Here is a 24969-nt window from a genome sequence, read left to right as displayed (position 1 = left end):
CCGGCACCTCGCCGCCCGGCTCGTCGCGCGTTTCATCGCGCGTTGAAGTACTTCGCCTCCGGGTGGTGGATCACGATCGCGTCCGTGGACTGCTCCGGGTGCAGCTGGAACTCCTCGGACAGGTGTACGCCGATGCGCTCCGGCTCGAGCAGAGCGGCGATCTTGGCGCGGTCCTCCAGGTTGGGGCAGGCGCCGTAGCCGAGGGAGAAGCGGGCGCCCCGGTACTGGAGGGCGAACATGTCCTCCATCCGGTCCGGGTCCTCGCCGGCGAAGCCCAGCTCGGAACGGACCCGGGCGTGCCAGTACTCGGCCAGCGCCTCCGCCAACTGCACGGACAGGCCGTGCAGTTCGAGGTAGTCGCGGTAGGAGTTCGCCTCGAAGAGCTTGGCGGTCTCCGTGCCGATCCGCGAGCCGACGGTGACGACCTGGAGCCCGACGACATCCCTCTCGCCGGACTCCTCCGGGCGGAAGAAGTCGGCCAGGCACAGCCTGCGGCCGCGGCGCTGGCGCGGGAACGTGAAGCGGGTGCGCTCGTTGCCCTGCTCGTCCAGGATGATCAGGTCGTCGTCCTTGGACACACACGGGAAGTAGCCGTAGACGACGGCCGCTTCGAGCAGGTTCTCGGTCTGGAGCTTGTCGAGCAGTCCGCGCAGCCGGGGCCGGCCCTCGCTCTCCACCAGTTCCTCGTAGGTCGGCCCGTCGCCCGTGCGCGCCTGCTTGAGGCCCCACTGGCCCTTGAACAGGGCGCCCTCGTCCAGCCAGGAGGCGTACTCCTTGAGCTGGATGCCCTTGATGACGCGGGTGCCCCGGAACGGCGGCGCGGGGACGGGGTTGTCGGTGGCGACGTCGGAGCGGACCGCGCCCTCCTCCGGCCGCTCCTCGACCTCGACCGCGGCCGCGCGCACCCGGCGCTGCTTCAGCTCGGGCAGCGCCGCACCGGGCACGCCCCGCTTCACGCCGATCAGCGCGTCCATCAGGCGCAGGCCCTCGAACGCGTCCCGGGCGTAGCGGACTTCGCCCTGGTAGATCTCGTGCAGGTCCTGCTCGACATACGCGCGGGTCAGCGCCGCGCCGCCGAGGATGACCGGGTAGTCGGCCGACAGCCCGCGCTGGTTCAGCTCCTCCAGGTTCTCCTTCATGATCACCGTGGACTTGACCAGCAGCCCGGACATGCCGATGACGTCGGCCCGGTGCTCCTCGGCGGCGTCCAGGATCGCGGAGACCGGCTGCTTGATGCCGAGGTTGACGACGTTGTAGCCGTTGTTGGACAGGATGATGTCGACGAGGTTCTTGCCGATGTCGTGCACGTCGCCGCGGACGGTGGCGAGGACGATGGTGCCCTTGCCCTCGGCGTCCGACTTCTCCATGTGCGGTTCCAGGTGGGCCACCGCCGTCTTCATGACCTCGGCGGACTGGAGGACGAACGGCAGCTGCATCTGGCCGGACCCGAACAGTTCGCCGACGACCTTCATGCCGTCGAGGAGTGTCTCGTTGACGATGTCGAGGGCCGGCCGGTCCTGGAGTGCCGCGTCGAGGTCGGCCTCCAGGCCGTTCTTCTCACCGTCGATGATGCGCCGCTTGAGCCGCTCGTCCAGGGGCAGGGCGGCCAGTTCCTCGGCCTTGCCCGCCTTGAGGGACTTGGTGGTGGCTCCCTCGAACAGCGCCATCAGCTTCTGGAGCGGGTCGTACCCCTCGGAGCGCCGGTCGTAGATCAGGTCGAGCGCGGTGGTGACCTGCTCCTCGTCGAAGCGCGCGATCGGCAGGATCTTGCTCGCGTGCACGATCGCCGAGTCCAGGCCCGCCTTCACGCACTCGTCGAGGAAGACCGAGTTGAGCAGGATGCGGGCCGCCGGGTTGAGGCCGAAGGAGATGTTCGACAGGCCCAGCGTGGTCTGGACGTCCGGGCGGCGGCGCTTCAGCTCGCGGATCGCCTCGATCGTGGCGATGCCGTCCCCCCGGGACTCCTCCTGACCGGTGCAGATGGTGAAGGTCAGACAGTCCATGAGGATGTCCGACTCGTGGATGCCCCAGTTCGTCGTCAGGTCCTCGATGAGCCGCTCGGCGATGGCGACCTTGGTCTCGACGGTGCGGGCCTGGCCCTCCTCGTCGATGGTCAGCGCGATCAGCGCGGCGCCGTGTTCCTGGGCGAGCCGGGTGACCTTCGCGAACCGCGACTCGGGGCCGTCCCCGTCCTCGTAGTTGACGGAGTTGATGACGGCCCGGCCGCCGAGCTTCTCCAGTCCGGCGCGCAGGACGTCGACCTCGGTGGAGTCCAGCACGATCGGCAGCGTGGAGGCGGTGGCGAAGCGGCCGGCCAGTTCCTCCATGTCGGCGACGCCGTCGCGGCCCACGTAGTCGACGCACAGGTCGAGCATGTGCGCGCCCTCGCGGATCTGGTCGCGGGCCATCTCCACGCAGTCGTCCCAGCGGGCGTCCAGCATGGCCTCGCGGAACTTCTTGGAGCCGTTGGCGTTGGTGCGCTCACCGATCGCCATGTACGCGGTGTCCTGGCGGAACGGGACGGTCTGGTAGAGGGAGGCGGCGCCCGGCTCGGGCTGGGGGCGCCGCTCGGTGGGCTCGACCCCCCGCACCCGCTCCACGAGCTGGCGCAGGTGTTCGGGTGTCGTACCGCAGCAGCCGCCGACCAGGGACAGGCCGTAGTCGCGTACGAAGTTCTCCTGGGCGTCGGCCAGTCCCTCGGGGCCGAGCGGGAAGTGCGCGCCGTCCTTGGTCAGCACCGGCAGACCGGCGTTCGGCATGCAGAGCAGCGGGATGCGGGAGTGGCGGGTGAGATAGCGCAGGTGCTCGCTCATCTCCGCGGGGCCGGTCGAGCAGTTCAGGCCGATCATGTCGATGCCGAGCGGCTCGAGCGCCGTGAGCGCGGCGCCGATCTCGGAGCCCAGCAGCATGGTGCCGGTCGTCTCGAACGCCATCGAGACCAGCAGGGGCAGGTCCACGCCGGTCGCGTCCATCGCCCGCCGGGCGCCCAGCACGGAGGTCTTCGTCTGGAGCAGGTCCTGCGTGGTCTCCACGATCAGGGCGTCCGCGCCGCCCGCGATCAGGCCCTCGGCGTTCGCCTGGAAGCCGTCGCGCAGGGTGCCGTATCCCACATGGCCGAGCGTCGGCAGCTTCGTACCGGGGCCGATCGAGCCGAGGACCCAGCGCTGGCGGCCGTCGCCGGTGCCGAACTCGTCGGCCACCTCGCGGGCCAGCCGGGCCCCGGCCTCGGACAGCTCGAAGACACGGTCGGCGATGTCGTACTCGGCGAGCGCCGAGTGGTTGGCTCCGAAGGTGTTGGTCTCCACACAGTCGACGCCCACCGCGAAGTAGGCCTCGTGGACGGAGCGCACGATGTCGGGGCGGGTCAGGTTCAGGATCTCGTTGCAGCCCTCGAGATTCTCGAAGTCCTCGAGCGTCGGGTCCTGTGCCTGGAGCATCGTGCCCATCGCGCCGTCGGCCACCACCACACGGGTGGCGAGGGCTTCGCGTAGGGCGTCGGTTCGGCTCCGGCTCGCGGCGGAGGCGGACGAAGGGGACGGATTCGGCAACGAGGCCATGGAAGATGCTCCCTGGAGTGCGACGGCTGTCGGCTTTGCGCTTCCCATGGAAGGCGCACCCGGCCAGGGTAGCCCGGGGCAGGGCCGTACGGTCAGGGGCGTCCACGGGCCGGACGGGTGTGCCGTATGTGTGCCATGTGGGGGTTCAGGCGAAACAGCCGGCGCCGAGCCATTGGCGAGAGGTCGACAGCGGACGGTAGTGTTCGACATTGCCGAACGGGGCGGTATACGAACGCCGACCGACGGCCGAGGGGACGGAGGGCAGGACGGGGATGGCACGGAACATCCAGTCGCTCGAACGGGCGGCCGCGATGCTGCGGCTGCTCGCGGGCGGCGAGCGACGGCTCGGCCTCTCGGACATCGCCTCGTCGCTGGGCCTCGCCAAGGGCACGGCCCACGGCATACTGCGCACGCTGCAGCAGGAGGGGTTCGTCGAGCAGGAGGCGGCCTCGGGGCGCTACCAGCTGGGCGCCGAGCTGCTGCGCCTCGGCACCACGTATCTCGATGTGCACGAGCTGCGGGCGCGCGCCCTGGTGTGGACGGACGACCTGGCCCGCTCCAGCGGCGAGAGCGTCTATCTGGGCGTGCTGCACCAGCAGGGCGTACTGATCGTGCACCACGTCTTCCGGCCCGACGACAGCCGGCAGGTGCTGGAGGTCGGGGCCATGCAGCCGCTGCACTCCACGGCGCTCGGCAAGGTCCTCTCGGCCTACGACCCGGTGGCGCACAGCGAGGTCCTGGAGGCCGAGCGCAAGGTGTTCACGCCGCGCACGATCAGTGAGCTGGACCAGTTCGAGGGCGTGCTCGACCTGACCCGCGCGCGCGGGTACGCGGACGATGTCGAGGAGACCTGGACGGGGGTCGCCTCGGTCTCCGCACCGATCCACAACCGGCGGCGGATGCCGGTCGGCGCGGTGGGCATCACCGGGGCCGTGGAGCGGGTCTGCAAGGACGGGCAGCTGCGTCCGGACCTGATCGCGGCGGTCCGGGACTGCGCCCGGGCGGTGTCACGGGATCTGGGCGCGGGGCGGTTCTGAGGTCCGTACGCCGCGCGGCTCCGCGGTTCGTGCGGGACCCCGCGCGGTTCTGAGGTTCGTACAGGAAAAGGCCGGGATGCCAAGGGCGTCCCGGCCTTCGTCGTGCCACCTCAAGATCGATAACTCGTGGCGATCAATAACGATCGTGCTTTCGATAACAGAGCTCTTGACGTGCTGGTAACGCGGAAGCAAGACTCCCGTCCATCGGTCGGCATTGTCGAACACCTACCGGCAATACGCGTTAGAGTGTGGCAACGCCAAGGGCCGTATCGCTCTCTCTCCCTGAGAGCACGAACCACCGGAGGGACCCGGGGTTCGGCTTCCCCTGGACGAAGGACAAAGGAGTCGCGGGTGTCCAGCTCCGACATCTTCATCGGCGAGACCATCGGTACCGCCGTACTCATCCTGCTGGGTGGTGGCGTGTGCGCCGCCGTCACGCTGAAGGCCTCCAAGGCGCGCAACGCCGGCTGGCTCGCCATCACCTTCGGGTGGGGCTTCGCGGTTCTGACCGCGGTCTACATCTCGGCGCCGCTTTCCGGTGCCCACCTCAATCCGGCCGTGACGCTCGCGCTCGCGATCAAGGACAACGACTGGAGCAACGTCCCCACCTACTGGGCGGGACAGCTGCTGGGCGCCATGATCGGTGCCGCCCTGGTCTGGGTCGCCTACTACGGCCAGTTCCACGCGCACCTCACCGACCACGAGATCGTCGGCGGTCCGGGCGCACAGGCCACCAAGACCAAGGCCGTAGAGGCCCAGGAGACGGGAGCCGGCCCCGTGCTCGGCGTCTTCTCCACCGGCCCCGAGGTCCGGAACGTGGTGCAGAACCTCGCCACCGAGATCATCGGCACCGTCGTCCTCGTGCTCGCGATCCTCACGCAGGGCCTGAACGACAACGGCAACGGCCTCGGCACCATCGGCGCCCTGATCACCTCGCTCGTGGTCGTCAGCATCGGCCTCTCCCTCGGTGGCCCGACCGGCTACGCGATCAACCCGGCCCGTGACCTCGGTCCGCGTATCGTGCACGCCCTGCTCCCCCTGCCCAACAAGGGTGGTTCCGACTGGAGCTACGCCTGGATCCCGGTTGTCGGCCCGCTGATCGGCGCCGCGATAGCCGCAGGCATATACAACGTCGCCTTCGCATAACAGCACCGCTGGAAGCACTCGCTCGAGAGCCGCTCGCACCACAGCACCGCTCGAAGCACCGCGCCGTAGATACAGCCCCTTTCATACGGACCTTTCAGGAGCACACCGTGACCGACGCACACACCGCCGGCCCCTTCATCGCCGCGATCGACCAGGGCACCACGTCCAGCCGTTGCATCGTCTTCGACCGGGACGGCCGTATCGTCTCCGTCGACCAGAAGGAGCACGAGCAGATCTTCCCGAAGCCGGGCTGGGTCGAGCACAACGCCGCCGAGATCTGGACCAACGTCCAGGAGGTCGTCGCCGGAGCCGTCGAGAAGGCCGGCATCACCCGCGACGACATCAAGGCCATCGGCATCACCAACCAGCGCGAGACCACGCTGCTCTGGGACAAGAACACCGGTGAGCCCGTCCACAACGCCCTCGTCTGGCAGGACACCCGCACCGACGCGCTCTGCAAGGAACTCGGCCGCAACGTCGGCCAGGACCGCTTCCGCCGCGAGACCGGCCTGCCGCTCGCGTCGTACTTCGCCGGCCCGAAGGCCCGCTGGCTGCTGGACAACGTCGAGGGCCTGCGCGAGCGCGCCGAAGCCGGCGACATCCTCTTCGGCACCATGGACACCTGGGTCATCTGGAACCTGACGGGTGGTGTCAACGGCGGCAAGCACGTCACCGACGTCACCAACGCCTCCCGCACCATGCTGATGAACCTGCACACCATGCAGTGGGACGACAAGATCGCCGAGTCCATCGGTGTCCCGCTGGCGATGCTGCCCGAGATCCGCTCCTCCGCCGAGGTGTACGGCGAGATCACCGGCGGCAAGCTCGGCGACCTGCTCGGCGGCATCCCCGTCGCCTCCGCGCTCGGCGACCAGCAGGCGGCCCTGTTCGGCCAGACCTGTTTCTCCGAGGGCGAGGCCAAGTCCACGTACGGCACCGGCACGTTCATGCTGATGAACACCGGTGACAAGATCATCAACTCGTACAGCGGGCTGCTGACCACCGTGGGCTACCAGATCGGCGACCAGAAGCCGGTCTACGCCCTCGAGGGTTCCATCGCCGTCACCGGTTCGCTCGTGCAGTGGATGCGCGACCAGATGGGCCTGATCAAGTCCGCCGCCGAGATCGAGACGCTCGCGTCGTCGGTCGAGGACAACGGCGGCGCCTACTTCGTGCCGGCCTTCTCCGGTCTGTTCGCCCCGTACTGGCGCTCCGACGCCCGCGGTGTGATCGCCGGTCTCACCCGGTACGTCACCAAGGCGCACATCGCGCGCGCCGTCCTGGAGGCCACGGCCTGGCAGACCCGCGAGATCACCGACGCCATGACGAAGGACTCCGGCGTCGAGCTCGCGGCCCTCAAGGTCGACGGCGGCATGACCTCCAACAACCTGCTGATGCAGACGCTCTCGGACTTCCTGGACGCGCCGGTGGTGCGTCCGATGGTCGCCGAGACCACCTGCCTCGGCGCCGCCTACGCCGCCGGTCTCGCCGTCGGCTTCTGGACCAACACCGAGGACCTGCGGGCCAACTGGCGCAGGGCCGCGGAGTGGACCCCGAACATGGCCGCGGAGACCCGCGACCGTGAGTACAAGAGCTGGCTCAAGGCCGTCGAGCGGACCATGGGCTGGATCGAGGACGAGGAGTAAGAACCCGCATGACCAGTCAGCCCACCCTTCAGTCCGTGCCTGCCCTCGGTACGCACCCGGCCTCCGGCTCCAACCCGAGCCGCGCCGAGACCCGGGAGCAGCTTTCCAAGGCGACGTACGACCTCCTCGTCATCGGCGGCGGCATCCTCGGCATCTCCACCGCCTGGCATGCCGCGCAGTCCGGGCTGAGGGTGGCCCTGGTCGACGCCGGCGACTTCGCCGGCGCCACCTCCTCCGCCTCCTCCAAGCTTCTCCACGGCGGTCTGCGCTACCTGCAGACCGGCGCGGTGAAGCTGGTGGCGGAGAACCACTTCGAGCGCCGTGCGGTCTCCCGCCAGGTGGCCCCCCACCTGGCGAACCCGCTCACGTTCTACCTCCCCGTGTACAAGGGCGGGCCGCACGGCGCGGCGAAGCTCGGGGCAGGCGTCTTCGCGTACTCCGCGCTGTCGGCGTTCGGCGACGGCGTGGGGCACCTGCTCGGCCCCTCGAAGGCCGCGCAGGACGTGCCGGAGCTACGCACCGAGAACCTGAAGGCCGTGGCCGTGTACGGCGACGACCAGATGAACGACTCGCGGATGGCCCTGATGACGGTCCGCGCGGCCGTCGAGTCGGGCGCCGTCGTCCTCAACCACGCCGAGGTCACCGGCCTGCGCTTCACCAGGGGCCGGGTCACGGGCGCGGAGCTCAAGGACCGGACGAACGGCGAGGAGTTCGGCGTCAACGCGCGCCTCGTCCTCAACGCGACCGGCCCGTGGGTCGACCACCTGCGCAGGATGGAGAACCCGGACGCGGCTCCGTCCATCCGCCTCTCCAAGGGCGCGCACCTGGTGCTGAAGCGCACCTCGCCCTGGAAGGCGGCGCTGGCCACCCCGATCGACAAGTACCGGATCACCTTCGCCCTCCCCTGGGAGGACATGCTGCTGCTCGGCACGACCGACGAGGAGTACGAGGGCGAGCCGGGCGACGTCGCGGTCAACGAGAAGGACATCGCCCAGATACTGGACGAGGCCGCGTTCTCGATCCGCGACCAGCAGCTCTCCCGTGACCTGATCACGTACTCCTTCGCCGGTCTGCGGGTGCTGCCCGGCGGTCCCGGCGACACCTCGAAGGCCAAGCGCGAGACGGTCGTCACCGAGGGCCGCGGCGGGATGCTGTCCGTCGCGGGCGGCAAGTGGACCACCTTCCGCCACATCGGCCGTACGGTCATGAAGAAGCTGGAGTCGCTGCCGGGCCATCCGCTCGGTGAGGACTTCGAGCCGATCAACGAGCTGCCGAAGAAGCTGCCGCTGCCGGGTGTCGCCAACCCGCGCGCGGTCGCCCACCGGCTGCTGGTCGACGGCCCGGCGCCCGGCCCGCGCATGGCCGCCGACACGGCCAAGCACCTGGCCACGCACTACGGTTCGCTCGCCTTCGACATCGCGCGCCTGGCGAACGACAACCCGGAGCTCGGCGAGCGCGTCCACCAGGACGCCCCGGAGATCTGGGCGCAGGTCGTCTACGCCCGGGACAACGAGTGGGCCGAGACGGCGGACGACGTGCTGCGCCGCCGTACGACGCTGACGATCCGCGGCCTCGCCACGGACGAGGTCCGGGGCAAGGTGCAGGACCTGCTCGACAAGAAGTAACCACCCGCGATACGGGCAGGGGCGGCTCCTACGGGGCCGCCCCTGCCCGTATCGCGGACGTCTCGGACTCGCGTAGCCCGCCGGCTGCTTCAGGACAGCGACGCCACCACGGCCCGTACGTCGTCCGGTCCCGTCAACTCGGCACGTCGCACGATCAGTTCCCGGCCCAGGAGCAGCGCCCGGCGGGACGCCGGTACCGGGTCCGGGAGCGTTGTCAGGTCGGTGAGGTGGGCGAAGCCGATGACGCGGCGGACGATCTCCGTACCGGCGAAGCCCAGCGACTCGGCCCACACGCGGTCGAGGAAGCGGTCGAGATAGGCGTCGTCGAAGAAGGTGTCGACGCGGGTCGGCCACAGCCGGCGGAACTGAGCCGCGAACGCTTCCCAGGACAGCCGGAGTTGCTCACCGTGATCGGTGAGCGTGCCGAGGGCCCGCGCCCGCTCCTGCGACACCAGGGTGTTCGCCCAGTACAGCCCGAGGTCGAAGCCGATCGGGCCGACGAAGGAGAACTCGGGGTCGAAGACCCGGACGACCGGGGCGCCGTCGCGCTCGCCCACCATGACGCTGCCCGTGTGGAGGTCACCGTGGAGCGGGGCCTGCGCGCTCGTCATGAAGACGTGGCGGAGGTCGGCGACCTCGGTGCGCAGGCGCGGGTCGGCGCGGAACGCGGCCGCCAGGTCGTCGAGTCCGGGGTGCCAGTGGTTGTGCTCGTGTTCGATGTACGGCTCGGAGAGGACCACGTCCTCGGTGATCTTGCACAGCTCGGGGCTGACACAGGCCGCGATCAGCGCCTTGCGCTCGGCTGACGGCATGCCGAAGCCGCTGGTCGCGAAGGAGAGCTGGGCGACGAACTCGCCGATGCGGCGCGAGGTGTCGGGGCCGTACGCGGCGCCCTCGTTGAGGACCGTGCGCAGGACCTCCAGGTCGGACATGTCCTCCATGACGAGGGCGTGGTTCTCGCCGTCGTAGCCGTGGATCGCCGGGATCTTGTCCGGTGCGACCCCGGCGACCTGCTCGTAGGCCCGGGCCTCGGCGTCGGCGCGCTCGGGGCTCATCGGCCAGGAGGGGCCCGCCACCCGCACCCAGGGCAGGGCCTGCTTAGTGAGAGCGCGGCGACGGGCAGGCGGGTACGGGACATGAGGCGCTCCAGGGCGGGGCGAAGAGGATGAAGAGGGAGTGCCGGTCCGGAGCGGCAGGGGAGGAATCACGCCAGGGCCGCGTGCGAGGCGTACGCGGCAGGGCCTCGCCGGTACACGGGGAACTCACGGCGGGCGCGGGCGCTTTCGGGCGCTCCGGGTCAGGTCAGCGACAGCGGGCTGTGGTTGACCGGAGCAAGTCCACGTACAGCCGCCGCACGAGCAGCAGCGCCTTCATACCCAGATCATGAGAACGTTTCCAGCCACGCGTCAAAGATCGAGACCCGGTTTCTCAGTAGTTGAGACAACAACTTCGTCACACTCGGCCGTCCGGCCGCCGGGAGTTACCATCACGGGACCGGCACCCGACCCGGGACAGTGAGGCTCCGATGACGACAACACCAGGCGCGACAGCGATGCGACGCTGTACCGGCGCGGTGTGTCGCGGCTGATCACAGGCTTTCCGGCCACCCGATCTCCGGCTTTTCGCCTCCCGCGCGGGGCGCGGCGCCGCCCCCTTCCCCCTCGCTTGCGCCCGGATGCCCGTCTCGGCATTCGGACATCCCTTCCAGCACCCTGGAGTTGCTCCCATGACCCTGCTGACGACCTGGCCCGAGTCCGGACCGGAGACCGTGGTGCGCCGCACCTCCGACCCCGCCGAGATCGCCGCCGCGCTCGCGCCGCTCGGGGTCCGCTACGAGCAGTGGCCGGTCCGCGCGGACGTGCCGGCGGACGCGGACAGCGACACGGTGTTCGCCGCGTACGGCCCGGAGATCGACCGGTTGAACGCCGAGGAGGGCTTCACCACGGTCGATGTGCTCGGGCTGCACCCGAGCGACGACCCGGAGTACCCGGTGAAGGCGAAGGCCGCGCGCGCGAAGTTCCTCCAGGAGCACACGCACGACGACGATGACGAGGTCCGCTTCTTCGTCTCGGGCTCCGGGATCTTCTATCTGCATGTGAACGGCGAGGTCCACGCCGTGTACTGCGAGAAGGGCGACCTGCTGGGCGTGCCGCGCGGTACGACGCACTGGTTCGACATGGGGACGCGGCCCGCCTTCACCGCGATCCGCTTCTTCCACGAGGAGGACGGCTGGATCGGCAGCTTCACCGGCTCCACCATCGCGTCCCGGTTCCCGGACTACGACACGATCCACGCCGGTCACGTGGGTTCTGCCGCATGAGTTCGGTCTTCGACATCGACTCCGTGGTGCTCGACATCGAGGGCACCACGAGCGCCACGGGGTTCGTCGTGGACGTGCTCTACCCGTACTCGCGCTCTCGTTTCGGAGCACTGCTCACCGAGCGGAGCGGTGATCCGGAGGTGGCGCGGGCGGTGGCGCAGGTACGGGAGTTGCTCGGCGAGCCGGACGCCGATGCCGTACGCGTCGAGAAGGCGCTGAACGAGTGGCTCGACGACGACCGCAAGGCCACGCCGCTGAAGACCCTTCAGGGCCTCGTCTGGTCCGAGGGCTTCGCCCGGGGCGAGCTGGTGTCGCACTTCTACGACGACGTGGTGCCGGCGCTGCGCGCGTGGCACGCGGCGGGAGTGCGCCTGCATGTGTACTCGTCGGGTTCGGTGGCCGCGCAGCGCGCGTGGTTCAGGTCGAGCCCCGAGGGCGATCTGCTGCCGCTGGTCGAGGGGTTGTACGACACCGAGAACGCGGGGCCGAAGCAGGAGCCGGAGTCGTACCGGACGATCGCGGCGGCGCTGGGCACCGGGGCCGACCGGATCCTCTTCCTCTCCGACCGGCCGGGCGAGCTGGACGCGGCCCGCGCCGCGGGCTGGCGGACCGTCGGTGTCCGGCGGCCCGGAGAGCCGTACTACGAGCAGGGCGTCGGGGACCACGCGCAGGCGGGGTCGTTCGGCGGGATCACCATCGCAAGGAGCACCGCATGACCGTCGACACGTCAGTTCCGGACCTGGAGGGGGCGGGCGCGGTCCTGGCCGCCGAGTCCGCCCGCTTCGCCTCCTTCGGCTGGATGCGCGGCACGTCGGGCAACCTGTCCGTGGTCCTGTCCCGTGACCCGCTGCGGCTCGCGGTCACGGCGAGCGGCCACGACAAGGGTGAACTGACGCCCGCGGACGTGGTCCTGGTGGACGGCGACGGTGCGGCCGTCGCCGGGGGCAGGCCCTCCGCGGAGGCCGCGCTGCACGCGCGCGTGGCCGCGCTGACCGGTGCGGGGGCCGTCGTGCATGTGCACACGGTCGCCTCCGTGGCCATGGGCCGCCGCGAGCCGGGCGGCATCGCGTTCCGGGACCTGGAGATGCTGAAGGGCGTCGGCCTGCCCGCCCATGACGTCGAGGTCACGCTGCCCGTCATCGCCAACAGCCAGGACATGAAGGTGCTCGGCGACCGTCTCGAGGAGGCGCGCGATCCCCGGATGCCGGCGGTGGTCGTGGCGGGGCACGGGCTGTATGTGTGGGGCGAGAACCCTCGTCAGGCCCGGCATCACACCGAGGTCGTGGAATGGCTGCTCGAGTTGGAGCTCACGCAGCGGTGACCCGGCCGGCCGCGAGGGTCCGTGCGCGGTCCGCCGGCCCCTCACCGCCTCGGTGACACCTCGTCGCGGCGGGCGGGGGTCCGGCTACCGCAGGTGCTCCCCCGGCAGTTCTCCCGCCGAGACCTCGAGCACGCCCCGCTCCGTCACCAGCCCCGTCACCAGCCGCCCCGGCGTCACGTCGAACGCCGGGTTGTGGCCGCGCGACCCGGCGGGAGCCGTCCGGATGCCCGACCACTCCAACACCTCGGCCTCGCCGCGCAGTTCGATGTGGATGCCGTCGCCCGTCGCCGTCGACAGGTCCACCGTCGTGGTGGGAGCGGCCACGAGGAACGGGATCCCCGCGTACGCGCAGGCCAGCGCGACCCCCACCGTGCCCACCTTGTTCGCCGTGTCGCCGTTGGCCGCGATGCGGTCCGCGCCGACGATCGCCGCGTCCACCTCGCCCCGCAGGATCGTGCCCGCGGCCGCCCCGTCCGCCTGGACGTAGTGCGGTATGCCCTCCTGGACGAGTTCCCAGGCGGTCAGGCGGGAGCCCTGGAGCAGCGGGCGCGTCTCGTCCGCGTAGACCACTTCCAGCTGTCCGCGCGCGTGCAGTTCGCGGATCACACCGAGCGCCGTACCCCAGCCCGCCGTCGCCAGCGCACCCGTGTTGCAGTGCGTCAGGACGCGGAGCGGACGGTCGGCGGCCACCCGCTTCAGCAGCCAGTCCGCCCCGTACGCCCCCATCGCCCGGTTCGCCCCGACGTCCTCGCGCTGCACCGCCGCGGCCTCCGCGAGCACCGCGTCGAGGCCCTCGTCGAAGCGGGTCAGCACGCGGTCCACGCACACCATGAGGTTCACCGCGGTGGGGCGTGCCGCGCGGATCCGGGCGACCGCCGCAAGGACCTGCGTACGGTCCCAGCCCTCGCGCTCGCCCTCCAGCACGGCCAGCGCGACCCCGTACGCGCCCGCCGCCCCGATCGCGGGCGCGCCGCGCACCACGAGTCGCTGGATCGCGTCCACCAGGCCGTCCACATCACGGACTTGGATGGTTTCGGTACGGTGCGGAAGCACGGTCTGGTCGATGAGCGCGAGGCTGTTTCCGGTCCAGTCGACGGCGCGCAGTTTCTGGGACATAACAGACACTCCTGATGTTCCGAAGATGCGCGCAACCGTACATGACCTCGAAGAACCACAGTTCGAGACAGTCGCACGCGTGTCCGGAAACCGGTGTTACAGTCCAGCACCCGCAGCCCGAAGGCCGATGCGAAGGAGGACGTGTGCTGCTCACGATGCGCCGCTTCCTCGATCACGGCCGGTGCGCCGGCGACCTCTGTCGCGGCTGACCCGCACCCGTCAGCGCCGACGTTCGCCCTCCTGCTCGCTCTCCCCCGCCCCGCGCTCCACCGGAGCGCGCCTTGCCGTACCCCCGGAAGGTCCTCCGATGCACCGCAGATCCCGTCGTACCCTCCAGCTCGCCGCTGCCACCACGCTCCTCGTGACCGGCCTCACCGCCTGCAACGCCGCCGCGAAGAACGACGCCTCCGGCACCGCGAAGAGCGGCGGCAAGTCCTTCACCCTGGTCACTCCCGACGGCGTCGGCCAGAACGAGTTCCTCAAGCTCGCCGTCGACGGGGTGAAGGCCGCGGCCGAGGCGCACGACGGGACGCAGAAGGTCTACCAGTCCACCGACACCTCCTCGCAGCAGCAGAACGTGCAGGCGGCCGTGGACGCCGAGCCGGACGTGATCGTGCTGGTCGGCTTCGAGTTCGCCGACGTGGTCGCGCAGCAGGCGAAGGCGCACCCCGAGCAGCAGTTCCTGATCGTCGACGCGTGCACCACCAAGACGTATCGGAACGTCAGCTGCGCGGTCTTCCGCGAGCACGAGGGCGTGTACCTGGCGGGCGCCGAGGCCGGGCTGCTGAGCAGGAGCGGCAAGGTCGGCGCGGTGGACGTGCTCGACACCCCCCAGTTCCGCCGCTACAGCGACCCGTTCGCGGCCGGCGCCAAGGAGGTGGCCGCGAAGACGTCCGCCTCCACCCGCTTCGTCGGCGGCCAGTCCCCGTTCGACGACTCGGCCCGCGCGAAGGAGCAGGCGAACTCCCTGCTCGCCAAGGGCTACGACCAGATCATGGCGGCGGCCGCGGCCGGCAACTACGGCGTCTTCGAGGCGGCGAAGGCCAAGGGCGCGTACGCGTACGGCGTCGACGTCAACCAGTGCGTCGCGGCGCCCGGCACGGTCGTCGACAACGTCATCAAGCGGACCGATGTCGCCGTGCGGAAGGGCATCGACCAGGTCCTGGGCGGCAAGGCGGGGACCACCGTCTCGTACGGCCTGAAGGAGGGCGGCATCAGCCTCACGGGGCTCGAGGACGGCGTGGCCACCTCCAAGTGCGTCATCGCCCAGCACAAGGACGTCCTGAAGAAGGTCACCGCGCTGCGCGACCGGATCGTCGCCGGAGAGCTGAAGGTCGATGACCCCGCCGCCGAGTGACGCTCCCCCGGCGGCCGTCGAACTCCGCGGGATCACCAAGCGTTTCCCCGGCACCCTCGCCAACGACGCCGTCGACCTGACGGTCCGCCGCGGCGAGATCCACGCCCTGATGGGCGAGAACGGCGCGGGCAAGTCCACCCTGATGTCGGTCCTGTACGGCATGGAGCGGCCCGACGCCGGTTCGATCCGGATCGACGGGCGCGAGGTGTCCTTCGCCGATCCCGGTGCCGCGATGGCCGCCGGGCTCGGCATGGTGCACCAGAGCTTCAAGCTGTTCGACTCGCTGACGGTCGCCGAGAACGTCGTGTACGCCGCCGAGCCGCGCCGCTTCGGTCTGGTGGACCGGTCCGCGGCCCGTCGGCGGGTGCGCGAACTCGCCGAGGTGCACGGCCTCGCCGTGGACCCGGACGCCCGCGTCGGTGAGCTGCCGGTCGGTCTGCGCCAGCGGGTGGAGATCCTGAAGCTGCTGCACCGCGGCGCCCGGACGCTCATCCTCGACGAGCCGACCGCGGTGCTCACGCCCGCCGAGGCCGACGCGCTGTTCGCGGTGCTCAAGTCGCTGGCCGCCGAGGGCCGTACGGTCATCCTGGTCACGCACAAGCTGCGCGAGGTCCTCGAAGGCAGCGACCGTGTGACGGTGCTGCGGGACGGCAGGGTCGTCGCCCGGCTGCGCACCGCCGGGACCACGGCCGACGAGATCGCGGCCGCGATGACCGGCCGCGCGGTGGAACTGGACCGCGTCCACGCGCCGGGCACACCGGCCGACGTGGTCCTGGGCGTGCGGGGGCTCACCACGGACGCCGTGCGCGAGGTCGAACTGACGGTCCGCGCGGGCGAGATCGTCGGTATCGCGGGCGTCGCCGGCAACGGGCAGAGCGAGCTGGTCGAGGCACTGGCCGGGCTGCGGCCGACCGCCGCCGGGCAGGTCACGCTGCGGGGCGAGGACATCACGCACGCCTCGGCGACCGAGCGGCGCGCCAGGGGCCTCGCGTATGTGCCCGAGGACCGGCACGCGGTCGGCACCGCGCCCGCCGCGTCCGTCGCGGACAACCTCGCGATGGGGCACCACCGAACGTCGCTGTCGTCCCGGGGACTGCTGTCAGCCGCGGCCGTCCGCGCCCACGCGCTGGGGCTCGTCGAGCGCTTCGGTATCAAGGCGGCCACCCCCGAGGTGCCCGCGTCCGCCCTGTCCGGCGGCAATCTCCAGAAGCTGCTGATCGGCCGCGAGCTCGCCCACGAGGCACCGCTGCTGCTGGTCGAACAGCCCACGCGCGGCGTCGACATCGGCGCCGTCCAGAACATCCACGACCAGCTGATCGCCTACCGCGACGCCGGTCACGCCGTACTCCTGGTCTCGGCCGAGCTGAGCGAGATCCGCGGGCTCGCCGACCGGGTGCTCGTCATGTACGAGGGCCGGGTGACGGCGACGTACCCGAAGGACGAGGCGGACGAGCGGACGCTGGGGCTCGCGATGGCGGGAGCCGCCGCACCGGCAGAGGTCGGAGACTGACATGAACCGCATCACCGGGGCCCTGCGCTCCCCCGTCGCCTTCTCGATTCTCGCCGGAGTCGTCATCGGCGCGCTGTTCCTCGTGGGCACGGGCGCCGACCCGGTCGCCGCCTACGGCGCGGTCATCGGCGGCTCGCTCGGCGCGGACGGCATCGGCTCGACCCTGAGCACCGGCACCAGCGTCCTCGGCATGGCGCTCGCGCTGGCGATCCCGCTGCGTGCCGGGCTCATCAACCTGGGCGGGGACGGCCAGCTGGTGCTCGGCGGGATCGCCGCGGCGGTCACCGGCCTGTACGCGCCGCTGCCCGCCCCGCTCACCGTCGTGCTCGCCCTCTTCGCCGGCATGGCGGCAGGCGCCGGCTACGCGGCCCTGGCCGCCCTGTGCGAGAACCACCTCGGGGTTCCGCTCCTGGTCAGCAGCCTGCTTCTGAGCTATCCGGCGGCGTCGTTCGCCTCGTACCTGGCCCGTTATCCGCTCAAGGAACCCGGCTCCAGCCTCCCCCAGACCCGTCAGCTGCCCGACGGGGTCGCGCTGCCCGCCTTCGGCGGGTCGACCGTGACCGTCGGGCTGGTCCTGGTGGCGCTCGCGGCGGCCGCGTACTGGTTCGCGGACCGGCGCACGGCGATCGGCTACGAGGTCCGGATGACCGGCCTGAACTCCCGCTTCGCCGCGTATGCGGGCATCGAGCGGAAGGGTCTGACGCTCCGTCTGATGGCGGTCTCGGGCGCGCTGGCCGGACTCGTCGGCTCGATCGGCGTGCTGAGCTTCCCGTACCGCTTCGTCGACGGCTCGCTCACCGCTCCCGGCCACACCTGGACGGGCCTGACCGCCGCGCTGCTGGCGGGGGCGGCCCCGCTGGGCACGGTGGTCGCGTCGTTCTTCTTCGCCGTCCTCCAGGTCGGCGGGCTCTCGATGGAACGGACGACCGAGGTGCCGCGCGAGCTGACCCAGGTCCTCCAGGCCATCGTCATCGTGTTCCTGGCGGCCCGGCTGCGGTTCCCGCGGTTCTCGCGGTTCCGGCGAGGGCGCGAGAAGCCGTCCGCACAAGGGGAGTTCGCCTGATGTTCTTCGACTCCGACCTCCTCATGTCGGCGCTGCGCGCGCTCACGCCCATCCTGCTGGCCGCGCTCGGCGGGGCCCTGTGCGAGCGCGCGGGCGTCTTCAACATCGGCCTCGAGGGCATGATGCTGATGGGCTGCTTCACGTCCGTCGCCACCAGCTGGTTCACCGGCAGCCCCTGGCTCGGCGTCCTGGCCGCGGCACTCGCCGCCGCCGGATACTCCCTGATCCTCGCCGTCGGCGCGGTGACGCTGCGCGGGGACGCGGTGGTCCTCGGCATCGCCATGAATCTCCTGGCCGTGGGTCTGACCGGCTTCCTGCTGCGTACGGTCTTCGGTGTGCAGGGCACTTTCGACGATCCGTCACTGGCCGGGCTGCCGCTGGTCGGCGGCTTCTCGCCGCTCGCCTACCTCGCCTGGGCGGCGGTCGGCGTGGCCGCGCTGATGCTGTCCCGGCATGGGTGGGGTCTGCGGCTGCGCGGAGTCGGCGAGGCTCCGGACGCGGCGGCCACACTCGGGGTGAGCCCGGCGAAGTACCAGTACGCGGCCGTGCTCGTGTCGGGTGTGCTGTGCGGGCTCGCCGGGGCCCAACTCGCCCTCGGCAACGTGACGTTGTTCTCCGAGAACATGACGGCGGGACGCGGCTGGATCGCGGTCGTCGCGGTCATGCTGGGCCGTGCGCTGCCGCTCGGGGTCCTGCTCGCCGCACTGCTGTTCGGCGTCGCCGAGGCGGCCGGCTTCCGCCTTCAGGGCCTCGGCCTGCCGCAGCAGGCGACCGACGCCGCGCCGTACGTCGTCACCCTCGGCGCCCTCTTCCTCACGACGGCCCGCCGCCGTCGCCGTATCCGTGCCACTGGAGCCACCTCATGACGCAGGACCTGCTGCCCGTCACCCGCATACCCCGCACCGGGCTGCCCCCGTACGCCGTGGTCGTCGGCGACCCGGCGCGCGCCGCGGCCGTCGCCGCACTGCTCGACGGTGCCGAAGAGGTCTCGTACCACCGCGAGTACCGGGTGTTCCGCGGGGCCTGGAAGGGTCTGCCGGTCACGGTCGCCTCGCACGGGGTGGGCGGTCCCGGCGCGATCCTGCTGTTCCAGGAGCTGGCGGACGCGGGGGTCCGCACGTTTGTGCGGTTCGGCACGGCGGGCGCGATGAAGCCCGGGATCGGCGACGGCGACCTCGTCATCGCCGAGGCGGCCGTGCGCGACGACGGCGTGACACAGCAGCTGCTGCCGGCCGCGTACCCGGCCGTGTCCGCGCCGGAGGCGGTACTCGCCCTCCAGCGCGCCGCCCGCGAGACGGGTGCCCCGCACCACCGGGGCATCGTGTGGACCCGGGCCGCCTTCCAGCCCGGCCTCATCCCGCTCGACGGCTACGCCCGGGCCGGGCTCGCCGCGATCGAGATGGAGCTGTCCGCGCTGCTCGTGACGGCCTCGCTGCGCGGTCTCGTCGCGGGCGGGGTGCTCGTGGTGGACGGCGCGAACGCCGACGAACTGGTCGACGAGGACGCACTGCTGACGACGGGCGCCTACGACCCGCACCGGGACGTGGTGGCGGCGGGCGTGGAACGCGGCGCGGTCGTGTCGCTGGAGGCGCTGCGGCTGCTGGCGCAGGGTGCCGCCGGGACCGAGGGGACCGAGGAGTACACCGCATGAGCGAGACCGTCGATCTGCTGGTGCACGGCGGTGACGTGCTGACCGTGGACGAGGCCGGAACCCTCGTACGGGACGGGGCGGTCGCCGTCCGCGCCGGGGAGATCCTCGCGGTGGGGCCCGCCCAGGAGCTGCGGACGCGGTACGCGGCGGCCGAGGACATCGACGCCGAGGGCTGTCTCGTGCTGCCCGGCCTCGTCAACACCCATACGCATCTGGCGATGACGCTGCTGCGCGGCCGCGCGGACGACGTCACGCTCCAGCGCTTCCTGGAGCGGATGCTGAAGTGGGAGGCCGAGCTGCTGTCGCCGAAGAACGTGGCGGCGGCCGTACGGGTCGCGGTCGCCGAGAGCGTACGGGCCGGGGTGACGTCCGCGCTGGACATGTACTGGTTCCACGAGGCGGCCGAGCGTGCGGCGCGGGAGTCGGGCTGGCGGCTGCACACCGGCCCCACCTTCATGGACGTACCGGATCCGGCCGACGGCATCGCGTACGAGGACCGACTGGCGTGGGCGCGGCGCGACCTGGCCGACCGCGCGCACCGGCCCGGCACGCGCCCGGTCCTCTTCGCCCACTCGACCTACACCCTCTCTCCCGGGCAGCTCCTCGACATCGCCGCGCTGGCCCGGGAGTTCGGGGCGCTGCTGCACCTTCACGCGGCCGAGAACGCGACCGAGGTCGCCACCGTCGAGGTGCGTCACGGCAAGCGTCCGGTGGAACTGCTCGACTCGCTCGGGCTGCTCGGGCCCGATGTGCTGCTCGCGCACGCCGTCGATCTGACGGGTCCCGAGATCGCGGCGCTGGCCCGCACCGGCACCTCGGTCGCGCACTGTCCGGTGTCGAACCTCAAGCTGGGCTGCGGGATCGCACCGGTGCCGCGGCTGCTCAGCGCGGGTGTCACCGTCGGGCTGGGCACGGACGGAGCCGTCAGCTCCAACACGCTGGACGTGCTGGGTGCTTTGCGGCAGGCCGCCCTGGTGCACAAGGCGGGCGGCGACCCCACCGCGGTGGGCGCCGAGCAGGCCGTACGGATGGCCACCATCGAGGGGGCCCGCGCGCTGGGGCTCGGTGATCACCTGGGCTCGCTGGAGGCGGGCAAGCGCGCCGACCTCATCGTGCTCGACCTCGGCCGGCCGCATCTGTGCCCACCGCACGACCCGTGGTCCCTGCTCGCGTACGCCGCGCATGCGCCGGACGTACGGGACACCGTGGTCGACGGCAGGATCCTGATGCGCGGCCGTACACTCACCTCGCTCGACGAGGCGGCCGCGCTGGCCGAACTCGGCGCGCTTGCCTGAGCTGAGGACTTCCCGTCCCGTTCAGCCTGCTGAACCCCCATAATGGGCCGAGTCATCGGATGTCTGAGCGACAGGGAGGCCCCGCCATGGCAGTCACCGATGAGGCGATCGAGAAGATCAAGGGAATGATCGTCTCCGGCGCGCTGCGTCCCGGCGACCGGTTGCCCAAGGAGAGCGAACTCGCCGCCGAACTCGGGCTGTCCCGCAACTCCTTGCGCGAGGCGGTGCGCGCCCTGTCGCTGATCCGCATCCTGGACGTGCGGCAGGGCGACGGCACGTATGTGACGAGCCTGGATCCCCAACTCCTGCTCGAGGCGCTGAGTTTCGTCGTCGACTTCCACCGCGACGACACGGTCCTGGAGTTCCTCGCCGTGCGCCGCATCCTGGAGCCGGCGGCGACGGCGATGGCCGCGTCGCGCATCAGCGAGCGGCAACTGGACGCGCTCACCTCCCAGTTGGACGCGCTGGGCGCGGCACCCTCCGTGGAGGAACTCGTCGCCTGCGACCTCGAGTTCCACCGGGGCATCGTGCAGAGTTCCGGGAACTCGGTGCTGTGCTCGCTGCTCGACGGGCTGTCCGGGCCCACCACCCGGGCCAGGATCTGGCGCGGCCTGACGCAGGAGGACGCGGTCAGCCGGACCCTGCACGAGCACCGCGCGATCCTGACCGCCCTGCGCGACCGGGACGCGGAGGCGGCGCGGTCGTGGGCGACGGTGCACATCGCGAGCGTGGAGCAGTGGCTGCGCAGCACCCTGTAGGCGGCCTCCTCGAGCCGAGTGCACACCGGCCCTCCGGATCCATCGGAGGTCTCGGGCACCGGCAGGCGGCATAACAGCGGAGGTACCACCAGCTCACAGCCCCGCCCCGGGCCGGACATCGGACCTCCGACGGGCTTCCGAGGCCCGTGTCGCCCCAGAACGGCGCCCAGGCCGGCAGCGAATTCGATCTCTGACAGCTCGGATGAATGAGGGGTGTTCCTGGGTGGCTATCGGGGCAGTGATCCGTTCACTCCCCCGTGCAAGGGGGCTGCGGACGCCCCCGCCGCACGCCGTAAGGTTGGGACGTACGCGAGGGCACGTCGGAAGGAGGCACTGGGTGATCGAGCTCGAGGGGGTTCCCGAGCTGATCGACCCGGTCATGGTGGCCGCGTTCGAGGGCTGGAACGACGCCGGCGACGCCGCCTCCACCGCGGTCGCACATCTGGACAGGGAGTGGAAGGGCGAGGTGTTCGCGGCGCTCGACGCCGAGGACTACTACGACTTCCAGGTCAACCGCCCCACCGTGTGGCTGGACGGCGGCGTGCGCAAGATCACCTGGCCGACGACCCGCCTCTCGGTGGTGCGCGTCGGCGGGGAGAAGCCGCGTGACCTGGTGCTGGTGCGGGGCATCGAGCCGTCGATGCGCTGGCGCTCGTTCTGCAACGAGCTGCTGGCGTTCGCCCACGAACTGGGCGTGGAGCTGGTCGTCGTCCTGGGCGCCCTGCTCGGCGACACCCCGCACACCCGCCCGGTCCCGGTCAGCGGCGTCACGTCCGACCCGGACCTGGCCCGCACGATGGACCTGGAGGAGACCAAGTACGAGGGCCCCACGGGCATCGTCGGCATCCTCCAGGAGGCGTGCACCCACGCGGGCGTCCCGGCCGTGTCGCTGTGGGCGGCCGTGCCGCACTACGTGTCGCAGCCACCGAACCCGAAGGCGACACTGGCCCTCCTCAACCGCCTGGAGGACCTGATCGACGTACGCATTCCGCTGGGCGAGCTGCCCGAGGACGCGCGTGCGTGGCAGGTGGGCGTGGACCAGCTGGCCGCCGAGGACAGCGAGGTCGCCGAGTACGTGCAGTCGCTGGAGGAGGCCCGGGACACCGCCGAGCTGCCCGAGGCGTCGGGCGAGGCGATCGCCCGCGAGTTCGAGCGATACCTGCGGCGCAGGGACGGCGGCGGACCGGCGGCCGGCGGACACGCCACGGCGGACGGCAGCGACGGCACCTCGTATCTGCGGGACGCCCCCGGCGGCCGTACGCGGCCACCGAAGCCGCCGAAGCCGGAGGCCGAGGACGACGGCCCGGCCGACGAGGGGTCCGACGACTCGTCGGAGGACTGAACCACGACCACCGAGGGGGCGGTGCGCACACGGCGCACCGCCCCTTCGCATGCGATCACCCCTTCGCATGCGATCGCTCCTTCGCACGCATCCGCCACTTCGCCCGCAACCGCCGCTTCGGCTGCAACCGCCCCGTCGCGCCAACGGCCGCTCGGGCACCGTCATATGACACGCATCTCGGCAGCATTCGGCCGGATTGCTGCGTGACACCTCTTTCCAGTCGGATTGCACAGGTTTCCCCATTCAACTTGTTTCCAAACCAAGTTGGCGAAATCGGGCTGGACTGGACGGCACGGGCGTGCCAGGTTGTGCGTCGAAGGCGCGGTTCCGGGCCGGACCACGAAAGCCGGCCGCGGCGCCCCGGAAGGGGGCAAGTCATCCGCGCCGTCCGCTACTTGGCACCCGCAGCACGGACCGAAGGGAGCGGCACACGCGATGACCGACCAGGGACAGCCGGCGCAGGGCCCGGGAGCGTCCGGGCCGGGGCCCGACGGAGCGGGATTCACCTATCGAGGAGCCGAGCACGAGCTGATCGTCGTCGCCCGTCCGGAGGCGCGGCTGCGCGCCCGGGCCGACGGCGTCCGCTCGGCGGTGGGCGCCGACGTATCGGCCCTCAACATGTTCCTCAGTGACGAACAGCTCGCGCTCGAACCGCTGTTCGGCAGCGAGGAGCGACTCCAGCAGTCCATGACCACGGGCGTCGAGAACGTGCCCGACCTCGGACTCTTCTACCGGGTGCGCGGTGTGCGGAGCCGCGCCCAGGAACTGCGCGCACGCATCGCCGCACTTCCGGAGGTCGACACGGCGTATGTGAAACCGGGCGCCGTGCCCGCCTCCACCGGCTCCGGCAGGCCGACCGGAGAGAGCGCCGACGACAGCCGGCGGCTGAAGGAAGGCACGCCCGTCACCCCCGACTTCGGCAGCCGCCAGGGCTATCTGCGGCCCGCGCCCGAGGGGATCGACGCCCACTGGGCATGGCAGCGGCCCGGCGGCTCGGGGCAGGACGTGACGGTGATCGACGTCGAGGGCGCCTGGCAGTTGGGGCACGAGGATCTGGCCGCCAAGCTCGCCGGTGTCGTCGTCGGCACCCCGCTGACCGACCTCGCCTGGCGCAACCACGGCACGGCCGTCATCGGAGTGATCGGCGGCGACCGCAATGAGCGGGGCGTCACCGGCATCGTGCCGGACGCCGTGACCGCCGCCGCGTCCTTCCAGGGCATCGGTACGGCTGCCGCGATCCACGCGGCGGCCGACCGGCTCGGCCCCGGCGACGTCGTCCTGGTCGAACTCCATCGCCCGGGACCGCGGTTCGACTACGAACAGCGCGACGACCAGCGGGGCTACCTCGCGCTCGAGTGGTGGCCGGACGACTTCGCGGCCATCCGGTACGCGACCGCGAAGGGCGTCATCGTGGTGGAGGCCGCCGGCAACGGTGGCGAGTCCCTCGACGACGCGGCGTACGAGCGCCGCCCCGACGAGTTCCCCACGTGGTGGCGCAACCCGTTCAACCCCTCCCACCGGTCCTCCGGCGCGGTCCTGGTCGGCGCGGGCGCCCCTCCGCCCGGCACCCACGGCCGTGATCACGGCCCGGACCGCTCCCGGCTCGCGTTCTCCAACTACGGGGCCCGTGTGGACGCGCAGGGCTGGGGACGCGAGGTCACGACGACCGGCGGCTTCTGGGACCGGCCCGGCGATCTCCAGGGCGGTGCCGAGGAAATCGTCTGGTACACGGACACGTTCTCCGGGACCTCTTCCGCCTCCCCGATGGTGGTCGGCGCCCTGGCCGCGCTGCAAGGCATGCTGAAGGCGGCCGACCAGGAGCCGATGTCCCCGGAACGTGCCCGCGTCCTGCTGCGGGCCACGGGTTCCCCGCAGCAGGACGCGCCGGGCCGGCCCGCCTCGCAGCGGATCGGCAACCGGCCCGACATCAAGGCGGCGGTCACTCATCTGCTGCCCGAGGCGGTCGGCTCGGCCCAGGCCGAGCGGTACTGGGACGAGCTGCTGCCGTATCCGCGTGAACTCCCGCCCAGGCTCCGGCTGTTCGCGGCCGGCGCCTGGCGCAACCTGAACAACCCGTCCCCCGAGATCCGTCAGGCGGTGCACACCGCCTTCGCGGGCGGACGGCCCGACATCCGTGTCTGGTTCTCGGACGACGAGATCATCGGCCTGGTCGTCACGGGCTGAGGACCTGGTCGTCACGGACCGACGGACCGCAACCAACCATT

At 71.3% G+C, this 24969-nt stretch carries 18 protein-coding genes and 1 pseudogene; 16 read left to right on the top strand and 3 right to left on the bottom strand.

Features of this window, described 5'->3' with window-relative positions:
- Positions 1–32 precede the first annotated feature (32 nt).
- On the bottom strand, positions 33–3557 hold the full coding sequence (gene metH, locus GTY58_RS34605) for a methionine synthase (protein ID WP_037646447.1): 3525 nt from the start codon (positions 3555–3557) through the stop codon (positions 33–35).
- Positions 3558–3829: 272 nt separating this feature from the next.
- Here metH and GTY58_RS34600 point away from each other — a divergent pair, with 272 nt between their 5' ends.
- The 4 genes from GTY58_RS34600 to GTY58_RS34585 all read left to right on the top strand — a co-directional run bounded on the left by GTY58_RS34600 (position 3830) and on the right by GTY58_RS34585 (position 9011).
- Complete coding sequence (locus GTY58_RS34600) at positions 3830–4594, top strand: IclR family transcriptional regulator (protein WP_010988066.1); 765 nt, start codon at positions 3830–3832, stop codon at positions 4592–4594.
- A 351-nt stretch (positions 4595–4945) separates the two neighbouring features.
- The gene (locus tag GTY58_RS34595; protein WP_010988065.1) at positions 4946–5740 is read left to right on the top strand and encodes an MIP/aquaporin family protein; all 795 of its coding nucleotides are present in this window, start codon (positions 4946–4948) and stop codon (positions 5738–5740) included.
- Positions 5741–5847: 107 nt separating this feature from the next.
- The gene (gene glpK / locus GTY58_RS34590; RefSeq protein WP_010988064.1) at positions 5848–7386 is read left to right on the top strand and encodes a glycerol kinase GlpK; all 1539 of its coding nucleotides are present in this window, start codon (positions 5848–5850) and stop codon (positions 7384–7386) included.
- Positions 7387–7394: 8 nt separating this feature from the next.
- Positions 7395–9011 carry a glycerol-3-phosphate dehydrogenase/oxidase gene (locus GTY58_RS34585; RefSeq protein ID WP_010988063.1) on the top strand — a complete coding sequence of 539 codons (1617 nt, stop codon included), beginning with the start codon at positions 7395–7397 and terminating at the stop codon, positions 9009–9011.
- Positions 9012–9100: 89 nt separating this feature from the next.
- Here the strand turns inward: GTY58_RS34585 and mtnK are convergent.
- Positions 9101–10111 (bottom strand): annotated as a pseudogene (gene mtnK / locus GTY58_RS34580) (S-methyl-5-thioribose kinase); the annotation flags it as partial.
- A 626-nt stretch (positions 10112–10737) separates the two neighbouring features.
- Here mtnK and GTY58_RS34575 point away from each other — a divergent pair.
- Genes GTY58_RS34575 through mtnB form a run of 3 tightly spaced genes read left to right on the top strand, consistent with a single transcriptional unit; the run spans position 10738 to position 12652 of the window.
- Positions 10738–11331, top strand: a complete 594-nt coding sequence (locus GTY58_RS34575; protein WP_010988061.1) for a cupin domain-containing protein — start codon at positions 10738–10740, stop codon at positions 11329–11331.
- On the top strand, positions 11328–12047 hold the full coding sequence (gene mtnC, locus GTY58_RS34570) for an acireductone synthase (protein ID WP_010988060.1): 720 nt from the start codon (positions 11328–11330) through the stop codon (positions 12045–12047). The genes GTY58_RS34575 and mtnC overlap by 4 nt, the downstream gene beginning before the upstream one ends.
- Positions 12044–12652, top strand: a complete 609-nt coding sequence (gene mtnB, locus GTY58_RS34565) for a methylthioribulose 1-phosphate dehydratase (RefSeq protein ID WP_010988059.1) — start codon at positions 12044–12046, stop codon at positions 12650–12652. The genes mtnC and mtnB overlap by 4 nt, the downstream gene beginning before the upstream one ends.
- An 84-nt stretch (positions 12653–12736) precedes the next feature.
- On the opposite strand, the gene mtnA is transcribed toward mtnB, so the two are convergent.
- Positions 12737–13768, bottom strand: coding sequence for an S-methyl-5-thioribose-1-phosphate isomerase (mtnA, locus tag GTY58_RS34560; RefSeq protein ID WP_037646444.1), 1032 nt, complete (start codon positions 13766–13768; stop codon positions 12737–12739).
- A gap of 307 nt (positions 13769–14075) precedes the next feature.
- On the opposite strand from mtnA, the gene GTY58_RS34555 reads away from it, so the two are divergent.
- The 9 genes from GTY58_RS34555 to GTY58_RS34515 all read left to right on the top strand — a co-directional run bounded on the left by GTY58_RS34555 (position 14076) and on the right by GTY58_RS34515 (position 24928).
- Positions 14076–15125 carry a BMP family ABC transporter substrate-binding protein gene (locus GTY58_RS34555; protein WP_010988057.1) on the top strand — a complete coding sequence of 350 codons (1050 nt, stop codon included), beginning with the start codon at positions 14076–14078 and terminating at the stop codon, positions 15123–15125.
- A complete protein-coding gene (locus GTY58_RS34550; protein ID WP_010988056.1) occupies positions 15106–16635 on the top strand; it encodes an ABC transporter ATP-binding protein in 1530 nt (509 codons plus the stop codon). The genes GTY58_RS34555 and GTY58_RS34550 overlap by 20 nt, the downstream gene beginning before the upstream one ends.
- A gap of 1 nt (position 16636) precedes the next feature.
- On the top strand, positions 16637–17698 hold the full coding sequence (locus GTY58_RS34545; protein ID WP_010988055.1) for an ABC transporter permease: 1062 nt from the start codon (positions 16637–16639) through the stop codon (positions 17696–17698).
- Entirely contained in the window at positions 17698–18564 is an 867-nt protein-coding gene (locus GTY58_RS34540) for an ABC transporter permease (protein WP_010988054.1), read from the top strand. Before GTY58_RS34545 ends, GTY58_RS34540 begins: the two co-directional genes overlap by 1 nt.
- Entirely contained in the window at positions 18561–19349 is a 789-nt protein-coding gene (locus GTY58_RS34535) for a nucleoside phosphorylase (RefSeq protein ID WP_010988053.1), read from the top strand. The genes GTY58_RS34540 and GTY58_RS34535 overlap by 4 nt, the downstream gene beginning before the upstream one ends.
- On the top strand, positions 19346–20644 hold the full coding sequence (locus GTY58_RS34530; protein ID WP_010988052.1) for an amidohydrolase: 1299 nt from the start codon (positions 19346–19348) through the stop codon (positions 20642–20644). Before GTY58_RS34535 ends, GTY58_RS34530 begins: the two co-directional genes overlap by 4 nt.
- 86 nt (positions 20645–20730) lie before the next feature.
- Positions 20731–21402, top strand: coding sequence for a FadR/GntR family transcriptional regulator (locus tag GTY58_RS34525; RefSeq protein ID WP_037646442.1), 672 nt, complete (start codon positions 20731–20733; stop codon positions 21400–21402).
- A gap of 337 nt (positions 21403–21739) precedes the next feature.
- A complete protein-coding gene (locus tag GTY58_RS34520) occupies positions 21740–22744 on the top strand; it encodes a PAC2 family protein (protein WP_010988050.1) in 1005 nt (334 codons plus the stop codon).
- 435 nt (positions 22745–23179) lie between these two features.
- Positions 23180–24928, top strand: coding sequence for a S8 family peptidase (locus tag GTY58_RS34515; RefSeq protein ID WP_037646441.1), 1749 nt, complete (start codon positions 23180–23182; stop codon positions 24926–24928).
- Positions 24929–24969: the final 41 nt, after the last annotated feature.

Source organism: Streptomyces sp. SID5469 (assembly GCF_009862865.1).
Classification (GTDB): Bacteria; Actinomycetota; Actinomycetes; order Streptomycetales; family Streptomycetaceae; genus Streptomyces; species Streptomyces avermitilis.
This window is presented reverse-complemented; position numbering and strand designations above follow the sequence as displayed.